The organism is Flavobacterium chuncheonense, from assembly GCF_042686145.1.
GTDB lineage: Bacteria > Bacteroidota > Bacteroidia > Flavobacteriales > Flavobacteriaceae > Flavobacterium > Flavobacterium chuncheonense.
On sequence record NZ_JBHUPC010000010.1, the window covers coordinates 125,378 to 144,491 of the forward strand.

Sequence of the window (19,114 nt, forward strand, 5' to 3'; positions counted from 1 at the left end):
CTCTATTCAAGGTCAATGTCCACTTTATGAATGGTTCCGGTAAAAGCAAACGGCGGTTTGTACTTCGTAGTCACCGGTGCCCCATTGTCTTCCCCGATACCAAATGCGTCGAGACCGAAACGGGCTGCCACGGTTTTTTCAATCCTGCCTTCTCCAACTTTTTTGCCATTAATATATAATGTTCCGGTTCCGCCTTTACCATTACCACCGCCATCGTATTTAAAGTCAAATTTCACAGTGCTCTTACCTACAGGAAGTACTTCGGAAGAGGTAATGATATAATGTGTTTCATCGAAATAGTTGTAATCATAGATTAGCTTTCCATTCATTACATACATAGTGAAACCTGCAGAAATACCACCACTGGCTATAATCACACCATTTGCATCTTTGTTGGTCAGTTCTAATTCGGCGGTGATGGAATGCGATTTGTTTTTAGTGTTTGGTGAGGCGTTTTCTGCTAGCCTGGTTGCACCTGCAGCATAGCTGAAATGTTTGTTGCTTTTATCGAAAGGTGTTGGCTTCTCAGAAATCATCCTTCCGGTGCCACGATCATCCAATGGATATACCTGGTATTTTTGAGCTTCTTCGTCAAAAATTCTTTTCATTTCTTTCAGCTTTTCGGGGTTTTTCTTGGCAAGATCATTGGCTTCGCTAAAATCTTCGTCCAGGTTGTATAATTCCCATTTGTCATTGTCCCAGTTACCTGGAGCAAAATCCTGACGCCAAGGGAATGTATGTTGAGCACAAGCCATCCATCCATTATCATAAATAGCTCTGTTGCTGAATACTTCAAAATATTGTCTGGCTCTTATCGGCTTCGCATTTTTATCGTTAAATGTGTTTAAGAAAGAAGCGCCATCCATAGGTTTTTGCTCCACGCCATCCACTAGAGTAGGCGCTGGTAAATGTGAAGCCTCTAAAATGGTTGGTACTACATCTATCAAATGGACAAATTGAGAACGAATGCCACCTTTGTCTTTGATCATTTTAGGCCAGCTGACCACCATAGGGTTACGTGTTCCTCCCAAATGCGATGCTACTTGTTTTACCCACTGGAAAGGTGTATTTCCAGCCCACGCCCAACCCAATGGATAATGAGGTTCTGTTTCTGGGTTCCCTATTTCGTCCAAATGCTTTAAATTCTCTTCTAATGTAGTAGGTACGCCACTTAAGGATCTTACCTCATTAATGGTCCCTTCCATACCGCCTTCAGAACTAGCACCATTGTCACCCACGATATACATCACGATGGTATTTTCGGCATCGGGTAATTCTTTGATGGCTTTGAGCAACCTTCCTACTTCATGATCGGTATAAGCTAAGAAGCCAGCAAAGTTTTCCATTAATCGAGCATACAGTTTTTTCTCGTCAGTAGATAGTGTTGACCAAGCTTTAACCCACTCAGGTCTTGGGGTCAGTTTGGTATCTTTAGGAATGACTCCCATTTTTAGCTGACGCTCATAGGTCTGCTGACGTATCACATCCCAGCCTGCATCAAACTGACCTTTGAATTTATCACGCCATTCCTTAGGAGCGTGGTGCGGAGCGTGAGCTGCACCAGGTGCAAAATATAACATTACGGGTTTTTGTGGCGCCACCGATTTAGAATATTTCATCCAGTTAATGGCTTTGTTGGTCATATCATTCATTAAATGATAGCCCTCTTCTGGAGTTTTATTTGGTTCAACAGCCTTGGTGTTTTCAAATAACAAAGGGTAATACTGGTGGGTTTCACCACCAATAAATCCATAAAAATAATCAAAGCCCATTCCAGTAGGCCAACGATGAAAAGGACCTACCACACTACTTTCCCAATCGGGTGTGTTATGGTTTTTGCCAAACCAACTGGTGTTGTAGCCGTTCTCTTTTAAAATTCTACCAATGGTAGCCGTTGACGGTGGAATCATATTGTTATAGCTTGGGAATCCGGTTGCATATTCTGCCAGGAAACCCGATCCTGCATTGTGATGATTGCGCCCGGTAATCAATGCGGCTCTAGAAGGACCACAGATAGCTGTAGTATGAAAACGGTTGTAGCGCAAACCTTCAGCTGCCAATGCATCGAGATTAGGAGTAGGAATAGGACCTCCAAACGTGCTCACTTGCCCAAAGCCCACGTCATCGAGCAAAATAATGACCACGTTGGGCGCTCCTTCAGGCGCAGATACTAGCTTGGGCCAATCTTCTTTGGACTCTTTGTAGGTTTTTCCTATTGTACCATTAAATTTGTCTTGCGGTATGGGTAATACCTCTTGCGCAAATAATCCTACCGTAAAAAAGGTTAAAATTATTGATGATAATAAAAACTGTTTCATGTTATTCTATTTTATGAAAATTAAAAAATGACACACATTAGTAATTTTTATTCGCTCTTGAAACGATATAATCAAAAAATTTCACCAGTTTGGGGTAGCTAGTGCTTCAATCAATGTACTTTTACCTCTTTTACTTTTCACCTAACCATTTGTCTCTTTAAGAAACATAAGTCTTCTCATTTTTTACAGAGGTAACTAACCTGATATTTTCTTAGTAATACACAATTCTAATATTCAAGTAGTTGCATAAATTTACAATTTTTTTTAAAAAAAAAATAAAATAATATTTTTCTTGTAAAAAAATTACATTTAAAACTTAACAAAAGGTTTTTTCGAATCTAGCAAGGGTTCTGTCGCATCTGACAAAACAAATCCATGAAATTCTATAACAAATAAATTAAGCTGCTAATTTGCAGAAAGAATTAAATATAGTTCTTCCTGGACTAACCATCTGATTTTTCCTTATCATATGTACAATTTCAATACCACTCAATGTTCGCTTTGCCGATTCAAAATTTAAGTCTAAAAGTTAATGAAATTATTAGATGCGGCAGAAAAACTAAATATTATGTGAAACTTAAAAACATACTCACCCATAAATTTTCTTAACTCATCTTTTTTTTTCCTGTATTCATTGCTATGTGGTTGAATAAAAATTAAAGCCAAAATACTTTTGTTTCATCAAACATAAAATATATAAAGATGAACAAAGAACTTGTATTTTTAAGAACATTTGCCGCGTTTACAGCTATTGGCCTAATCATCCTTACTACAACAGCATTTAAAAAGTCGGGGAACCAAAGATTCAGCGAAATAGACGTAGAACGGATCAACATCGTGGAAAAAGATGGCACTGTAAAAATGATTATTACCAATGTAGAACGTTTTCCTAACGGAACCGACAAAATCAATAATCGTCCTACAAATGCCGATCGCAAGAAACGCTCAGGTATGTTGTTTTATAACGAAGATGGTATCGAAGCTGGTGGATTTATCTACGATGGCAAGAAAAAAGAAGACGGTCATTCGGCTGGACTTTCTCTGACTTACGACCAGTACGATGGCGACCAAGTAATGCAATTACTAACACAGGATGTGGAACAAGGTAATCAAAGATTTGTGAGTAGCACTTTAGCATTCAACGACCGTCCAAGTAAAGAATCACAGCTTAAAACAAAAGAAATCATGAAAGAGCTAGAAGATATCCGTAAAAAAGATCCAAAAGCTATGAAGGAGAAATACAACGAATATAAAGCACAAGGGTTGATCGGTGGTGTTCCTCGTGTGATGCTTGGTAAATCCAGAAGTCAGAACAACGGACTGTTTCTTTTCGATGATAAAGGAATGCCGAGAGCAATGTTTTATGTAGATAAAGAAAATAATGCAAAGCTAGATTTCTTCGATGATAAGGGAAATACGATTGCCTCCTTTCCTGAGAAAAAAAATTAAAAATCGCCTTTTAGAAAAAAGTCCTGTCGAATTATGGGACTTTTTTTGATAAATTTACTCATCGAAATTTCAATGAAAAACATCTATCATAAAATATATCAAAACCGCCATTTCCTGCTATTTATTTTGCTTTTTGCATACCTTCAATCCATTTACGGAAGGATATTAATTAGACAGGATATTAACGTTTATACATTCACTCCAGAAGCTGCTTTTGCCGCTTTATTGAGATCAGGGCTTTTGTTTGTTATTACTCTTTTCTTTATCCGAAAATGGAAGAAACGCAATGTATTTGACAGCAAAACAATTTTGAAAATATTCACTTCTTCGTTGCTGGCATTTGTTCTTGTAATTCAACTAATAGGATTCTTGGTTGCAATTGCATTTGGCAACGTAGAACGAAACTTCAACTCACATACATTATCAATCACACTGTTTTCTCATTTTTTGGATGGAATTATTTACGGCTGTTTTTTTCTCGCATATTACTATTACCAAAGCAATAAAAAACAACAGCAAAAACTAGCTTCTTACAAGGAATCACTTGCCGAAAGTAAAATCAACCAACTTAAAGCTCAACTCAATCCGCATTTTCTATTCAATAACTTGAATGTATTGGATCAGCTTATAGAAGAAGACAAACACAAAGCATCTGACTTCCTAAATGAGTTTGCAGAAATCTATCGCTATGTGTTGCACTCATCAGATCAAGAATTGATGACTGTTGAACAAGAAATAAATTTTGTAATGCGGTATTTCAAACTTATTCAGCATAAATATGGAAGTGCGTATCAACTGCATATAGAAGTTAAAAATCAGAAAGGTCTCATTGTACCAATGACTTTACAACTGTTAATCGAGAATGCGATACAGCATAACCTAGGAACAAAAGAAAACCCGGTTTATATTAAAATTAAAGTTGACGAAAATATTACTATTTTAAACAATCTAAACTTAAAACAAAACAACAAATCTACATCTGGTCGGGCATTAAAAAACCTAAAAGAACAATATGGATTACTCTCTGAACATCAGATAGAATTTCAACAAACAGAAAATAAATTTTCGGTAATTGTCCCTATCATTCATATTCAAAACAAATGACAAGAATACTCATCATAGAAGACGAAACACCTGCTAGAAAAAAATTGAGGCGCTTTATTGAAGAATTAGATTCGCCTACCGAAATTGTATCCGAAATAGGCACGGTTCAGTCTGCCATTGAATTTTTATCCACAAATCAACCCGATCTTATATTTTCTGACATAGAACTATTGGATGGTAATGCATTTGAAATTTATAGTCAGATTTCGGTTAATTGTCCCATTATTTTCACAACAGCTTATGACCAATTTTGGATGAATGCATTTGAAGGTAATGGAATTGCATATCTGCTAAAACCTTTTTCAAAAGAACGCTTCCGTTTGGCATGGGATAAATTTTTATTGCTTAGAAATTCTACATCTGAAGCGCAAAACGCTATCGCTAGTTTAACAAAACTGATTCAACAAAACATTTCTGAAAAGAGTTACAAAAAACGTTTTACTATTAAAATCCATCAAGGAATTTACTTATTGGAAACAGAAAATATTTTGTTTTTTGAAGCCGAAGATGGTGTGGTATTCGCTTATGATAATCAAGGAAAAAAACATTTACTTACAGAACCAACTTTAAGGGAAATAGAAGAGCAACTCTCCCCTACCGACTTTTTCCGAATCAACCGTAGCGAACTCATTCACAAACATTACATCGAAAAAATAGAACGTTACAATAAAAATACGCTAGCCATCAAATTGAAAGAATACAAAACCTACCTTAAAACAAGCCAAAATCAAACAGCAGCGTTTCGAGAATGGGTCGAAAAATAAAAAACAGGTATCAGTAATGGCGGCTCAAGAAATCAATAAAAAATCCTTATAATGCAAAGGCAGGGTGCTGACGCATCTGACAAAATAAATTCATGAAATTCTACGACAATCAAATTAAAAGCTAACTTACCAAAAGTATTAAACAGGATGTCTTGTCTAAACTATTTAATGTATTGTATCAAATCTAATCCCATAAATGTAAATTATATTCATAGCTACTAAAGAAGCCGTAGATAAAACAAAAAAGAGTCTTTGAACAAAGACTCTTTTTTAGATTTAATGGTTATGATTGGAATGATCTTCTGCTTTCATTTCTCCTGATTGATTCATCATCATTTCATGATCGTATTGACAACATCCCGGTAAATTATTATAAGCTTCTTCATTACCCGCAACTTTTTCTGTATCATAACCCGAAGCAGCAATTGCGTTGTGAATTGCCATTTCATTAGTTTGTGAACCATCAAATGATACATCTATTTTCTTTTTGTCTTTATCCCAATTTGCGGCTGTTACACCTCCAACGGCATTAACTGCCTCTTCAATGGTCTCTTTACACATCCCACAATTCCCTCTAACTCCAAAAGAAATATTGGTCATTGCCACTTCTTCTTTGGTTGTTTCTGCTGAAATTTCTTCTCCTTCATTCTTAACTTGGTCTTTACAACTTACGAAACTCATGGTTGCTAATAAGGCAACACTTAAAATCATTTTTTTCATTTTTTAGAAATTTAATTATTATTTGTGTTCATTTATTCTATTACTTGTTTTACTTCACCACATTTGAGCATTGCGTTTCCAAAATAAGGGTTCAGTATTTGTTCTTCTTTACTCAACCAATATGCACCATTGTCATTATCTGCCATAGGACAGAATTCAACATATACTCTTTCATTAACACCAAACAGTTCAATTGCTTTTATTAAATGAGAAGACAATTGTTTAAAATGTGTTCTTTGAGCATTAATATCAGAGGATTTAGAGATAGCATTGGACGATGATTTGATACCTTCTTCTAGAGACATCCAATGGGTATGGGCTTCACCTTTTAGCAATTTCATATCTATCTTATTAAAACTTGAAATTAATTTGATTACTTCTTCTGATGCTTGTTTTGAATTGTCTTTTACCAAAGCATTTTTCAAATTAATGTAGTTTTCATATACCTGTTTTAATTGTTGTTGAAATACTTTTGGCGAATCTAAACGTTTATTAGTATCTGAATGATCTTTGGTATTTGAAGCATTATTTTCCATACCCAAATGCCCTTCGTGTCCTGTCATAGTTTTAGCACCTTCTTTATTCATCATCGACTTTTTACCTTGTAATTGCGCCGCAGCATCTACTGTAAACGTTCCGTTTGTAACAATTTCATTCCCTGCAAATAAACCCTCTAAAATCTCATAATTTTCACCTAATCTATTTCCTAACACGACTTCTTTCATTTCAAAAACTGGTTCATTCGGGTTTACTTTGAGGTAAACAACTGAGCGTTCACCTGTCCAAAGAATAGCTGAAGAAGGAATCGTCAACACTTCATTTGAAACTGTGTTAGAACCACTAATTTTTGCAGTAACAAACATCCCTGGTTTAAAAATTGCTTCCTTATTATTTAAAACCACACGTAGCTTCACTGTACGGGTCTTCATATTTAATACTGGATCAATAAAATCTACGGTTCCTTTAAACTCTTGATTTGGATATGCATTTGTGGTTACTTTAACTTCCTGATCTTTTTTAAACCAATCTATTTGATTTTCATATACATCAAAATTTGCCCAAACAGTATTTAAATTAGCTATTTTGAGCAAAGGTTGTCCTTGTTTTATATAATCGCCTTGTTCAACTAATTTTTCAGTTACGGTCCCTGAAACGGTAGCATAAACCGGAAAATTCTCCATGACTTTACCTGTTTTTTCAATTTGATTAATTTGATTTTCAAACAATTTCCAAAGTTTTAATTTATTTCGTACCGCTTTATATAATGCAGGTTGCGATTCCTTTAATGAAGCTGCTGTAATTAATTCTTGTTGGGCAGCGTACAATTCTGGTGAGTAAATGGTAGCTAATAGCTGACCTTTGCGTACTTCTTCACCTGTAAAACCGATATTTAAGCGTTCTATTCTACCTGAAAAATAACTAACTTGTACAGCATTTGCTTCTTCATTTTCAGCTATTTTACCCGATAATTTTATAATTCCTTTTTCAGTTGTACCATTACCAATAATTGTGGTTTGAATATTAGCCAATTTTAATGCATTAGGTGTAAGCTTGAATTGGTCTGCTGATAAACCATCTGCACCTTCTTCGGCAGGAATTAAATCCATTCCACAAATAGGACAATCACCAGGTTCGGATTGCATAATTTGTGGGTGCATTGAACACGTCCACATTTGATTAGTTGCTGTTGTTGCTTCCTTTTGGTCTATATCTTCATTTGAATAATTTCCAAATATTAGCCAACCTAATAGAAAACCGACTGCTAATATTCCTAAATAGATGATGTATTTTTTCATTTTTTAATCTGTTAAGTAATTAATGATTGTACTTTGTACATAGTAGTTTTTCACCGCCTCAATTTGATTAATTTGAAACTTTAACTGCAATTCCTGTATATCGAGAACATCATTAAAATTAATGGTCCCAGTTTCGTAGCTTTTGATGAGAATTTGTTCAGCATCTTTAGCTTGTTTTAGATTTTTTAAAGCCGTTATATAACTAATTTTTGCAGCAATACGTTCGTTTATAGCTTTATCTAACAAGGATTCTAAATTATTTAATCGCTCTTGCTTTTGATAATTAATTTCTTGTTGCTGCAATTCATTCTGTTTGGTGACCGATTTGTATTTCTTATTGAAAATTGGAATTGAAACCGATACCATTGGCATTACAATATCTTTACCATTATCAGAGAAACTCATATCTGGTCGTGGTTCTACATTGATGTAATCTAAGCCAAATCCTATCATTGGACTACTTTCTTTTTGATTCAACAACTCTGATTCTGTAATGGAATGATAGAGTTTATCAAACTTCAAGAGTTCTGGATGCACTGATAAATTTTCAACGTTAATTTCCAAATCTTCTTTTGGCATATTTAAACTGTCGATTATTGTAATTTGAACACCATTTTCTCTATTTAAAAGATTATTAAGATACGTTTGTTCCGATAAAAACTGTTGCTCTAATACTTCCTTTAATTGTTGCAAGTCGTTTTGACGCATTTGCAAACGCAAAACATCTACTGCTGAAGCTTTTCCAACTTCAACAGATGTCAATGCCATAGTTTCATATGTTTTTAAAAGCGTTACATTTTCACTTAAAACCAGTTGCTTTGCCTGATTAGTATACAAATTATAATAGGATTGCGAAACCGAAGCCATTAATTTACGTTTGGCTATAACGATGTCTTGATATTTTGTATCTGCTAATGAAGTTACATAATTTTCTCGCAAAGTAATTGTACCAAACCACGGTAGCATTTGTTTAGCCGATACTTTAAAACGTTGCGCTCCTGTTCTTGTTTCGGGTTCACTAACAAAATATCCTACTCCAAATTCTGTATTTGGTATATTATTAACCTCATTTACCTTTTCAGCAACAATTTTATATTGCAACTCATACTTTTGAATTTCAGGATTATTTGCAAAAGCATCATCTATTAAAGACTGTAATTGTTGGGCTTGTGTGAAATTGCTTATGCAGATAAACACTATAAAAAACCAGTATTTAATTAATATTTTCATAACTATCCTTTTAAACCGTTAAAGATTTTGATTGTGTTTTTAATTTTCTTTCTGCTATAAATTCTTTCCTCCAACTGAATAATACAGGAACTATAAAATAGGAAGTAATATCGATTAACATTCCTCCAAAAATGGGAATAGACATTGGTATCATTATATCACTACCTTTTCCCGTAGATGTCAAAACGGGTAAAAGTGCTAGAATAGTTGTAACCGTTGTCATTAAACACGGTCTGATGCGCTTTGAAGCCGCTTCTAAGGTTGACTTTCTTATTTCTGAAATCGTAGTAGGTTCATTTTGTCCAAAAGTTTGTGTTAAGTACGTTGCCATAACCACGCCATCATCTGTTGCGATACCAAAAAGAGCAATAAACCCAACCCAAACCGCTACACTTAAGTTAATGGTCTTCATATTGAACAATTCTCTGATGTTTTCCCCAAAGAAATTAAAGTTCAAAAACCAATCTTGGCCATACAACCAAATCATTACAAAACCACCAGCAAAAGCAACTGTAATTCCAGAAAACACCATTAAGGTAGTGGCTACCGAACGAAATTGAAAATAGAGAATCAAAAAGATAACTAACAATGCTAAAGGAACAATTACGGCTAAGGTTTTTTCGGCACGCAACTGGTTTTCATAAGTTCCTGTAAACTGATAACTAATACCCTTTGGAACTATTAATTCTCCTGAATTAATTTTACTTTGAATCATGGCTTGTGCATTTTCTACCACATTAACCTCTGCATAATCATCTATTTTATCGAATAGTACATATCCAACCAAAAAAGTATCTTCACTTTTTATAACCTGCGGACCTTGCTCGTAACGAATATTGGCTAATTCTTTTAATGGTACTGGACTGCCTTTTTCAACAGGCACATAAATTTGTTCCAAATCGGTTGGATTACTTCTTAACTCTCTTGGATAACGTACTCGAATTCCATAGCGCTCTCGGCCCTCAACAGTTTGCGTTAATGGCATACCGCCAACGGCTACTTTTAAAACATTTTGTACCTCTTCAATGCTTACACCATAGCGCGCAATTTTTTCTCTATCAATATCAATTAACAAATAAGGCTTCCCTACAATTCGATCGGCAAAAACGGCTTCGTCTTTAACACCTTCAGCTTCTTTTAAGATGTTTTCTAATTGTAACCCAAAAGTTTCAATTTGTTTTAAATCTTGACCTTTTATTTTAATTCCCATTGGCGCTCTCATTCCTGTTTGTAGCATTACCAAACGGGTTTCAATAGGCTGTAATTTAGGTGCCGAAGTTACTCCAGGTAATTTTGTAACTTTTACAATTTCGTTCCAAATGTCATCTGGTGATTGTATTTCTGGTCGCCAATTTCGATAGAACTCTCCATTATCATCTTCAATTAATTGTGAACTTTCAATGGTCCTTAAAATACTATTTTCAGTATTATTTGGATTTGCAATAAACCGACCGTCTTTCAATTCAAATAAACCATTTTCATTCACTTTGTAACGTTGTCGATCACCTTTATCGTTCATCATATATTCTGACTTATATTGAATAATATTTTCGTACATCGACAAGGGAGCAGGATCTAACGCTGATTCTGTTCTACCTGCTTTACCAACCACTGTTTCAATTTCAGGAATGCTCGCTACGGCCATATCCAATTGTTGTAAAACACGCTTATTTTCTTCAACACCAGAATGCGGCATTGAAGTTGGCATCAACAAAAAGGAGCCCTCATTAAGGGAAGGCATGAATTCTTTACCTGTATTTCTATAAATAAAAAAACCAAATACTAATAACGTCAAAGGAATGGTTAAAAAAAGTAATCTATTGGCTAATGCCCATCTTAATATTTTTGTATAATAACTCTTAAAAATTGAAAATATGCCCAACAAACCAAAACAGATAATACCTACAAATAGAAGATTCCAAAAAATACTTTTAGCAACTCCAAGCGGTCTCCAATATTCCGCCAATAAAAAAACAATGGCTAATGCTGATAGGTAAATACTGTAAGTAGTTGCTTTTTCATTGGTTAGTTTATCTTTAAGTCTTAAATAACCTAAAATACCGAAACCAATTAGTATTATTCCCATCCACTTACCCCAAACCATGACTAATAAACCTATTCCTATTAAAATTATATTGATGATATAATTTAATCGTTTTGCTATTTTCATTTTCTTAAAAAAGAAAGCAGCAAAAGGGGGGATTAAGAACAATGCGATGATTAAAGAAGCTGTCAAGGCAAATGTTTTAGTAAACGCCAAAGGTCGAAAAAGCTTTCCTTCTGCACCAATCATAGTAAATACAGGAATAAAACTAATTATGGTTGTCATTACAGCTGTAACAATTGCTCCAGATACTTCTGCAGTGGCATTGTAAACGATTTGATTTATCGATAGATTTTCATTGTCCTCATCTAAATGTCTTATTATGTTTTCGGAGAGAATGACACCTACATCTACCATTGTACCAATAGCTATTGCAATTCCTGATAAGGCTACAATATTAGCGTCTACACCAAAGAATTTCATTGCAATGAAAACCATTAAAACGGCTACTGGTAATAATCCAGAAATTAAAATGGATGCTCTCATATTAAATACCATAACTATAATAACCAAAATAGTAATGAGTATTTCCAAAGTCAACGCTTCATATAGTGTGCCTAACGTTTCTTGTATAAGTTCTGTTCGATCGTAATACGGAACAATGGTTACTTGAGAGGTGCTTCCGTCAGCTAATGTTTTTGATGGTAAACCTGTACTTAGTTCGCTAATTTTAGCTTTTACATTATTGATTACTTCTAATGGATTAGCACTATAACGAGCCACTACAACACCACCAACAACTTCAGCTCCTTCCTTATCTAAAATACCACGCCTTGTTTCAGGTCCTAAAGAAACTTTGGCTATATCTTTTATTTTTATAGCAGTATAATCCTCTGAAATTACTACTGCATTTTCGATATCGGATAAAGATTTAACATATCCTAAACCACGAACTAAATATTCTGCTTGATTAATTTCTAAAGTCTGTGCACCAATATCCCTGTTACTTTCTTTAATTGCTTTTACAATATGATTTAGGCCGATATTGTATTGGCGCATTAATTCTGGATTCACATCAACTTGGTATTCTTGTACATAGCCCCCAATTGATGCCACTTCTGAAACACCACTTGCTGAAGAAAGTGCATATTTTACATAGTAATCCTGAATACTTCTTAACTCATGTAAATCCCAACCACCTGTAACATTTCCATTTTCGTCACGCCCTTCAAGAGTGTACCAAAATATCTGACCGAGTCCTGTTGCATCTGGCCCTAAAGATGGATTAACTCCATCAGGCAATAAGCCACTTGGTAGTGAATTTAGTTTTTCAAGAATACGACTTCGACTCCAATAAAACTCTATATCTTCTTCAAAAATGATATAAATACTTGAAAATCCAAACATAGACGAGCTACGAATGGTTTTTACTCCTGGAATACCAAGCAGTGAAGTAGTCAATGGGTATGTAATTTGGTCTTCAATATCTTGTGGCGAACGACCATCCCATTTAGTAAATACAATTTGTTGGTTTTCCCCAATATCTGGAATTGCATCAACTGCCACAGGGTTATTAGGTAAAAAACCTATGTCCCAATTAAAAGGAGCATTCACTATCCCCCATCCAACAAATAGGACAAGTAATAATACAGCTACTAGTTTATTTTCTATTAAAAATTTGATGCTTTTATTTAGCATATTTATGATTATTAAACGGTTATACAAAGTATTAAGACAATACCGAATACAGTAAATTATCCTTATAGTGTACTTACTATAGGACAATAAAGTCTATCATTTAAAATCAAATTAAATAGGTTTCGTCAATCTTGTAGATTTGCCTTATGACGAGTGGCGGTTGGTATTCTTCATAGATAGATACATTGCTATCTAATTCTTTAAAAAGGTTAAAGTAAGTGTAAACAAAAGAAGTAATGAAAAGATGTTGTTCAAAAGATATTTTGTTAACTGACTGCTGCAATTCATCTTGTCCTTCTACCGATAGTTGTTTATCATCACAACAGTTTTTCTTTTTAATGATACATCCTTCGGTTGAAGGATTACTCATTTCCATACCACAATCTTTTGCTTTATGGAACAAGGCTGTGTCAACTAAAGTATCACCACAATAATGCATATTCACAGTAAATGACATTGTAGACAACAATACTACAAATATCATTACAAATGCTAATATTTTTTGGGATACATTCTTCATAATTACTGCTAAATTACGAAATTTTAACAAATGCTCGTTTGATTAACAAAAATTTAAAAATTACAAACGCTACAATAAGGTTCTGACGCATGGTTTTGTCACATCTGACAAACTAAGAATTATAAATTCTAAAACAATCAAACTAAGCAGTTAACTTACATAGGGAATTAAATAGGAGCGTCCATATTCAAACCATTTACTACATAGTGTCTATTTTAACCAACTAAAAGTAAATCAAATCATTAGACACAATAGAACCTAGTTCACCCAAATGGTAACAATTTACAATATCGATAAAATTATATTGTAAACCATAATATGTAAGCAAAAAGGACGTTTAAATCGATAGAATTATGTCCCAAACTAATTTAAAATAAAATATAGATTAAGATTTATAAAACTCTTATTAATTTATACAAGACTTTTTTCAAGCGAGGGAATATAATTTTTTAGAGATAGTATACAATAAACTTTTTGGGTATCTGCTACGTTTTTTGGTACAATACCTTGAAAATTAAAATTACTAACTTTTTAGTGTAAATAAATAACCCTTAAATATTAAAATGTAGAAATTATGAAGAAAGTAATTCTAACTGTTTTTTCCTTGGCGCTTTTTGTATCGTGTGTTTCTAAAAAGAAATATGTGGCACTAGAAGAACAAAACCAAGAAATTAAATCACAATTAGTAAAAGAACGCTTAAAAAATGAAGATTTAGAACAAAAATTTACTGAAATACAAAACCGTGTAGATACTTATCATAACAAAATAAACTCGCTTACTGCCGAAAACAACGTAAAGTTAGAAACGGTTGAAGGAGCAGTAATTAACGAAGAGACTAAAGCAAAAATGCGTAAAACATTGGAAAACGTAGATCCAGCTTTGGTTAGTGGAGCAAAAACACTAAAAGACTCAATGAACCTTGCGGTGTCTCACAATATTCAAAAATCGATGAAGACAGAAAGCCTAAATGACGATGAAGATGTAAATGTGTTTATTGATGAGACAATGGTTATGATTTCGGTTTCAGATAAATTATTGTTTAAAACTGCAAGTACTAACATCAGTAATAAAGCCGATAAGTTATTTGAAAAACTAGCTAACATCATAAAATCTGAACCAAGTATAGAGGTTTATATTGAAGGACATACAGATTCTAGAAGTATTAGCAATAGTAGAATGAAAGATAATTGGGATTTGAGTGTGCTAAGAGCTACTAGTGTAGTAAGAAAATTGCAAAATGATTATGGAGTGCCACCAGAACAATTAATTGCGGCTGGTCGTAGTTCATATCATCCATTAGCGGCAAATGATTCTAATGAAAATCGTTCAAAAAACCGTCGCACCAGAATTGCATTATTACCAGACATTAATAAATTTTTCGCACTTATGAGCGAGCAAGAAAAATAAAGACCACTTTAATAAATTGAACATCTATTTGTTCTTACATAAAAACCATCTTGTAAAATTGCAAGATGGTTTTTTTGTTCCTATCGCATCTGACAAAATAAATTGATTAAAACAAATTGAGCAGCTAACTCATCCAAATAATTAAACATCGTTCTCTTGGATTAACCATCTGATGTCTTTCATAATACCTCCAACTTTATAGGCCGATTTTTTGCTTTACAATACTACAATTTTGACACCTAAAAGGTTATTAAATTATTTTGATGTAACATACCTATTTACAATACTATAATGGTTAAAAAAATATTTGTATATATTTACGTATTAAAATTACTTTTTAAATACAGTTAAATAATTAATTTTGATTCCTAAAATTGACATTTTTATAAACTGTAAATCAAAACAATTACTAGTAATTAATAAAACTTAGTATTTAAAACAGATAGCAATTTATAAAAACACCCCTGTTAAAAGTAAACCCCAAGTCTCCTTTAAACAACAACTAAATTGTTCAATTAACTGACAAAAATAAATGATAGCGGAAATCACATCCGAAGAAAAAATTGCATTTGATAAGGAAGGTTATTTATTCGTTCAAAATTTCTTTACAGATATTGAATGTGATAATGTGTTAGACGTTTTTCAAAACAAGATTAAACACAGTGAAAAGGAATTTTATAGAATTAAAAGTAACAGTCTAGAAAAAAACAAGTATACAAAGAGTGGTTTTGTTGTAAACCCTTTAATGAATCTACATCTTGAAAACGACAAAGAGATTTCGGATACATTTTTAAAATTATTTGATTCTGAGAAAGTAAAAAATTTAATTTCTAAGATCGATTCTAGAGCATTTGACCTTTACAAAACCATGTATTTTGAAAGTAACAGAGGCACGGAACAGCACTTTGATTCGATTATTTTCGGAAAAAATCAGCGTCTTGTCGGTATTTGGGTTGCACTCGAAGACATCTCTTCAAAAAATGGTGGTATTTTTATTTATCCTAGAACGCATAATCTTTTTCAATCTGAATATTTCTCACAAGAAATAGAAACGCTTTTTCAAAAATATTGCGACCTATCATCGAAAAAGCAAAAAAATTATGCAACACAAAACAAAAGTGAAATGCTTTCCATCTACAAAGAAGGAAACGAAGCACTAGAATTAATTCTTCAAAAAATTAATTCAAATCGATTGGGCCCAAATTTTAAAAAAGGAGATGTCATTCTCTTCGATGGTAATATACTTCACGGAAGTTATAGACCGGAAAGTTTTGAATTTTCTAGAAATTCAACTTCTGCTCATTATCTTTCAAAACTTAAAGAAACATGAAAAAACAAGAAAACAATTCATACATCCATTCAAGCTCATTCATTTATGGAAATTGTAAAATAGACTCCAAAAGTTCTGTTTGGCCTTTAGTTGTAATGAGAGCTGAGGACCATCATATTTTAATAAATGAACAAACCAACATCCAGGATGGAACTATTATACATGTAGGCTACCGTCATCCGGTTATCATTGGAAAAAATTGCACTGTTGGTCATAAAGTGCTGATTCATGGAGCTATAATTGGAAATGATTGTGTAATTGGATCAGGGGCTATGATTTTAGACGGAGCTATTATTGAAGATGGTTGTGTTGTTGAAGCTGGTGCTATTATACGAGAAGGCGAAATTGTCAAAAATACTTTAGGTAAACAAGCATTTGAACAAACTATAAAAAATAGATTTCTATCCCTTATGTACTATGAAAATGCAAAAGCTTATGCTGAAGGAAACTATAGACTTTGGTCAGAACCCGAATTTAAAAAACAGCAAAAAAAGGTTCTGATAGAAATGATGATGGAGGCAAAAAATCAAAATGAAAAAAGTACTTTTTAGCTTTTCTATTATTGGAACAACAGCTCTTATATATTAATGGGGCTGTTGCATCTTACAGAATAAATTCATAAAATTCAACAACAATCAAATTAAGTTGCTAAATTCAAGAAGAGAATTAAACATAGTTACTCCAGAATCATCCTTCTGATGCTTTCTTATCATATATACATTCAATACCACTCAACATTCCCTTTACCAATTTAAAATTTTTGAAGCTTAAACCGTTTATATTGACCAAATGAAAAAAATAATTCTTAAAAGTTAATAAAATCTTATGTGCAACTGAACCCTCACTTGACTTTTTTATTATTCATTCTAAAAAATGAATAAAACTTTTCAGACAAGTCGGAAGCGATATTTTCCATAATACAACTACCAAATTAAAAAGTCAATGAATTTTGTATCAAATAAATAACTAAATTTAACAAGTAATTCATTCATCATTTCAACAATTGAAATGAAACTCAAATTAATAAACATATTACTTTTAGCAACTTCACTCTTGGGCTATTTAGAATGGGGCGGTAATAATCATGCCTTTTTATTTCAATCGGAATACCAAATAATTCTAAAGTTATTTTCAAGCCCTAAAGATGCAATCCATCCATTCACAATTATTCCAATGCTTGGACAATTGGTATTAATCATAACTTTATTTCAAAACAAACCCAGTAAAACAATTACCCTGCTAGGCATAATTTGTTTAACATTATTACTTGGTTTTATATTTATTATGGGTTTATTCAGTTTAAATTTCAAAATCACTTTATCTACAATACCATTCTTTATGATTATTGCATTAATAACACCTTTCAAAAGGAAAAACAATAAAATAAATTAAATCCTTGTTGACTTAATTTCTACACTTATACAGATTACATATTCGTAAAAACTCAATCTTTTAAAAAATGGAAGAAAAAAAATCTAAATTGTAAAATTTGATAAATCAAATTAGAAGCAATAAACCTCATTTCACTTCCATAAAAAGCAAAAGGTTATATCACAATGTGTTTTTTTCTTTCTTCAATGAAAATATTACAATTTGTTAAGTAAATCATTTGTTTTAAGATTATTATAAAAATTTTAAAAAAAACTTAATTTTTTAAACACATCATTAAAAATTATCTTACATAATTAATTCCTTCAAAGTTAAAACTCAAAATATTGCGATGAAAAACATTTTCTCCTTATTAAAAAAGTTCATTTTTAACATTTATACAATCGCAAAAAACACACATATAACTCAAAATCAAAACCTTGAAAATTTAAAATCTTACCCTTTAATCGAATTAAACTTAAGGTTTATCGAAAAAAACAACAGTTTTTCTACTGTCCGAACATTATTTTTTATTTTTAAAAGACAAAACAACAAACTATCAATCAAAAACACAAAAAAATAACAAAACCCCAATTTAATGCTATAATTTTTTAAAAACCTACTTCCTTTCTAGAATCATACTGAAAGTTTTCTAACATTAAATTATGAAACTATGAAAGAAAAGTACTTAAGCCTCGCATTTATCCTATTTGCTACTTTTATTTATGGGCAATGTGATCCTAATGACACAATCACTCTTAAAGGAAGTGCTACAATTTGTCAGGGAGAAACCACAAATTTAATTTTATCAAACACAATTGTAGCCGCAGAATATCAACTAAATGATGGAACTTCAGATATCGGAGACGTCATATTAGGAACAGGAGCAGATATTTATCTACCTGTAAATCCATCTGTAACAACTACCTATAACATTAAATCTTCAGTTACTTGTTCAACTCAATTTACGTACACCAGTACAACAACTGTAACCGTTAACCCTACTCCAGATGTAACAGCAACTAATGACGAACAAATTATTTGTTCTGGAGAGAACATAGATGATATCACTTTCTCAGGAAACGTTACAGGGACAGCTTATAATTGGACTAGAAACACTATTCCAGGTATTACTGGAATTGGAACTTCTGGAACAGGAACCATTTCAGGAGCACTTTCGAATACTACCAACGCACCGATAGACGTAATTTTTACCATCACACCAACAGCCGACAGTTGTGACGGAGCATCAATTCAAGCTACTGTAACCGTTAACCCTACTCCAGATGTAACAGCAACTAATGACGAACAAATTATTTGTTCTGGAGAGAACATAGATGATATCACTTTCTCAGGAAACGTTAC

General features: G+C 32.9%; 14 protein-coding genes. 8 read left to right on the top strand and 6 right to left on the bottom strand.

Annotated features, from left to right (window positions below; genetic code table 11):
* Window positions 1-2: 2 nt before the first annotated feature.
* Window positions 3-2,318 (bottom strand): arylsulfatase, encoded by a 2,316-nt coding sequence (locus ACFS5J_RS02540; protein ID WP_379810400.1) that lies wholly within the window; start codon window positions 2,316-2,318, stop codon window positions 3-5.
* Window positions 2,319-3,020: 702 nt separating this feature from the next.
* On the opposite strand from ACFS5J_RS02540, the gene ACFS5J_RS02545 reads away from it, so the two are divergent.
* From ACFS5J_RS02545 to ACFS5J_RS02555, 3 genes are all read left to right on the top strand, one after another.
* Complete coding sequence (locus ACFS5J_RS02545) at window positions 3,021-3,767, top strand: hypothetical protein (protein ID WP_379810401.1); 747 nt, start codon at window positions 3,021-3,023, stop codon at window positions 3,765-3,767.
* Window positions 3,768-3,839: 72 nt separating this feature from the next.
* Window positions 3,840-4,871, top strand: a complete 1,032-nt coding sequence (locus ACFS5J_RS02550; RefSeq protein ID WP_379810402.1) for a sensor histidine kinase — start codon at window positions 3,840-3,842, stop codon at window positions 4,869-4,871.
* Window positions 4,868-5,635, top strand: coding sequence for a LytR/AlgR family response regulator transcription factor (locus tag ACFS5J_RS02555; RefSeq protein ID WP_379810403.1), 768 nt, complete (start codon window positions 4,868-4,870; stop codon window positions 5,633-5,635). The genes ACFS5J_RS02550 and ACFS5J_RS02555 overlap by 4 nt, the downstream gene beginning before the upstream one ends.
* A 276-nt stretch (window positions 5,636-5,911) precedes the next feature.
* On the opposite strand, the gene ACFS5J_RS02560 is transcribed toward ACFS5J_RS02555, so the two are convergent.
* The 5 genes from ACFS5J_RS02560 to ACFS5J_RS02580 form a co-directional block, all read right to left on the bottom strand.
* Window positions 5,912-6,355: a heavy-metal-associated domain-containing protein gene (locus ACFS5J_RS02560; RefSeq protein WP_379810404.1), complete on the bottom strand. Its 444-nt coding sequence runs from the start codon at window positions 6,353-6,355 to the stop codon at window positions 5,912-5,914.
* A gap of 32 nt (window positions 6,356-6,387) precedes the next feature.
* Window positions 6,388-8,151, bottom strand: a complete 1,764-nt coding sequence (locus tag ACFS5J_RS02565; protein ID WP_379810406.1) for an efflux RND transporter periplasmic adaptor subunit — start codon at window positions 8,149-8,151, stop codon at window positions 6,388-6,390.
* 3 nt (window positions 8,152-8,154) lie between these two features.
* Window positions 8,155-9,381 carry a TolC family protein gene (locus tag ACFS5J_RS02570; RefSeq protein ID WP_379810407.1) on the bottom strand — a complete coding sequence of 409 codons (1,227 nt, stop codon included), beginning with the start codon at window positions 9,379-9,381 and terminating at the stop codon, window positions 8,155-8,157.
* Between the two features lie 10 nt (window positions 9,382-9,391).
* On the bottom strand, window positions 9,392-13,123 hold the full coding sequence (locus ACFS5J_RS02575) for an efflux RND transporter permease subunit (protein ID WP_379810408.1): 3,732 nt from the start codon (window positions 13,121-13,123) through the stop codon (window positions 9,392-9,394).
* 106 nt (window positions 13,124-13,229) lie between these two features.
* Window positions 13,230-13,643 (bottom strand): HYC_CC_PP family protein, encoded by a 414-nt coding sequence (locus ACFS5J_RS02580; RefSeq protein WP_379810410.1) that lies wholly within the window; start codon window positions 13,641-13,643, stop codon window positions 13,230-13,232.
* 574 nt (window positions 13,644-14,217) lie between these two features.
* Between ACFS5J_RS02580 and ACFS5J_RS02585 the strand changes: the two genes are divergently transcribed.
* The 5 genes from ACFS5J_RS02585 to ACFS5J_RS02605 all read left to right on the top strand — a co-directional run.
* Window positions 14,218-15,051, top strand: a complete 834-nt coding sequence (locus ACFS5J_RS02585; protein ID WP_379810412.1) for an OmpA/MotB family protein — start codon at window positions 14,218-14,220, stop codon at window positions 15,049-15,051.
* Between the two features lie 532 nt (window positions 15,052-15,583).
* Window positions 15,584-16,381: a phytanoyl-CoA dioxygenase family protein gene (locus ACFS5J_RS02590; protein WP_379810413.1), complete on the top strand. Its 798-nt coding sequence runs from the start codon at window positions 15,584-15,586 to the stop codon at window positions 16,379-16,381.
* Window positions 16,378-16,932 carry a gamma carbonic anhydrase family protein gene (locus ACFS5J_RS02595; RefSeq protein WP_379810415.1) on the top strand — a complete coding sequence of 185 codons (555 nt, stop codon included), beginning with the start codon at window positions 16,378-16,380 and terminating at the stop codon, window positions 16,930-16,932. Before ACFS5J_RS02590 ends, ACFS5J_RS02595 begins: the two co-directional genes overlap by 4 nt.
* Before the next feature lie 457 nt (window positions 16,933-17,389).
* Complete coding sequence (locus tag ACFS5J_RS02600; protein WP_379810416.1) at window positions 17,390-17,773, top strand: hypothetical protein; 384 nt, start codon at window positions 17,390-17,392, stop codon at window positions 17,771-17,773.
* Between the two features lie 649 nt (window positions 17,774-18,422).
* Window positions 18,423-19,114: PKD-like domain-containing protein (locus ACFS5J_RS02605; RefSeq protein WP_379810417.1), on the top strand; the 692-nt coding region annotated here is incomplete at its 3' end.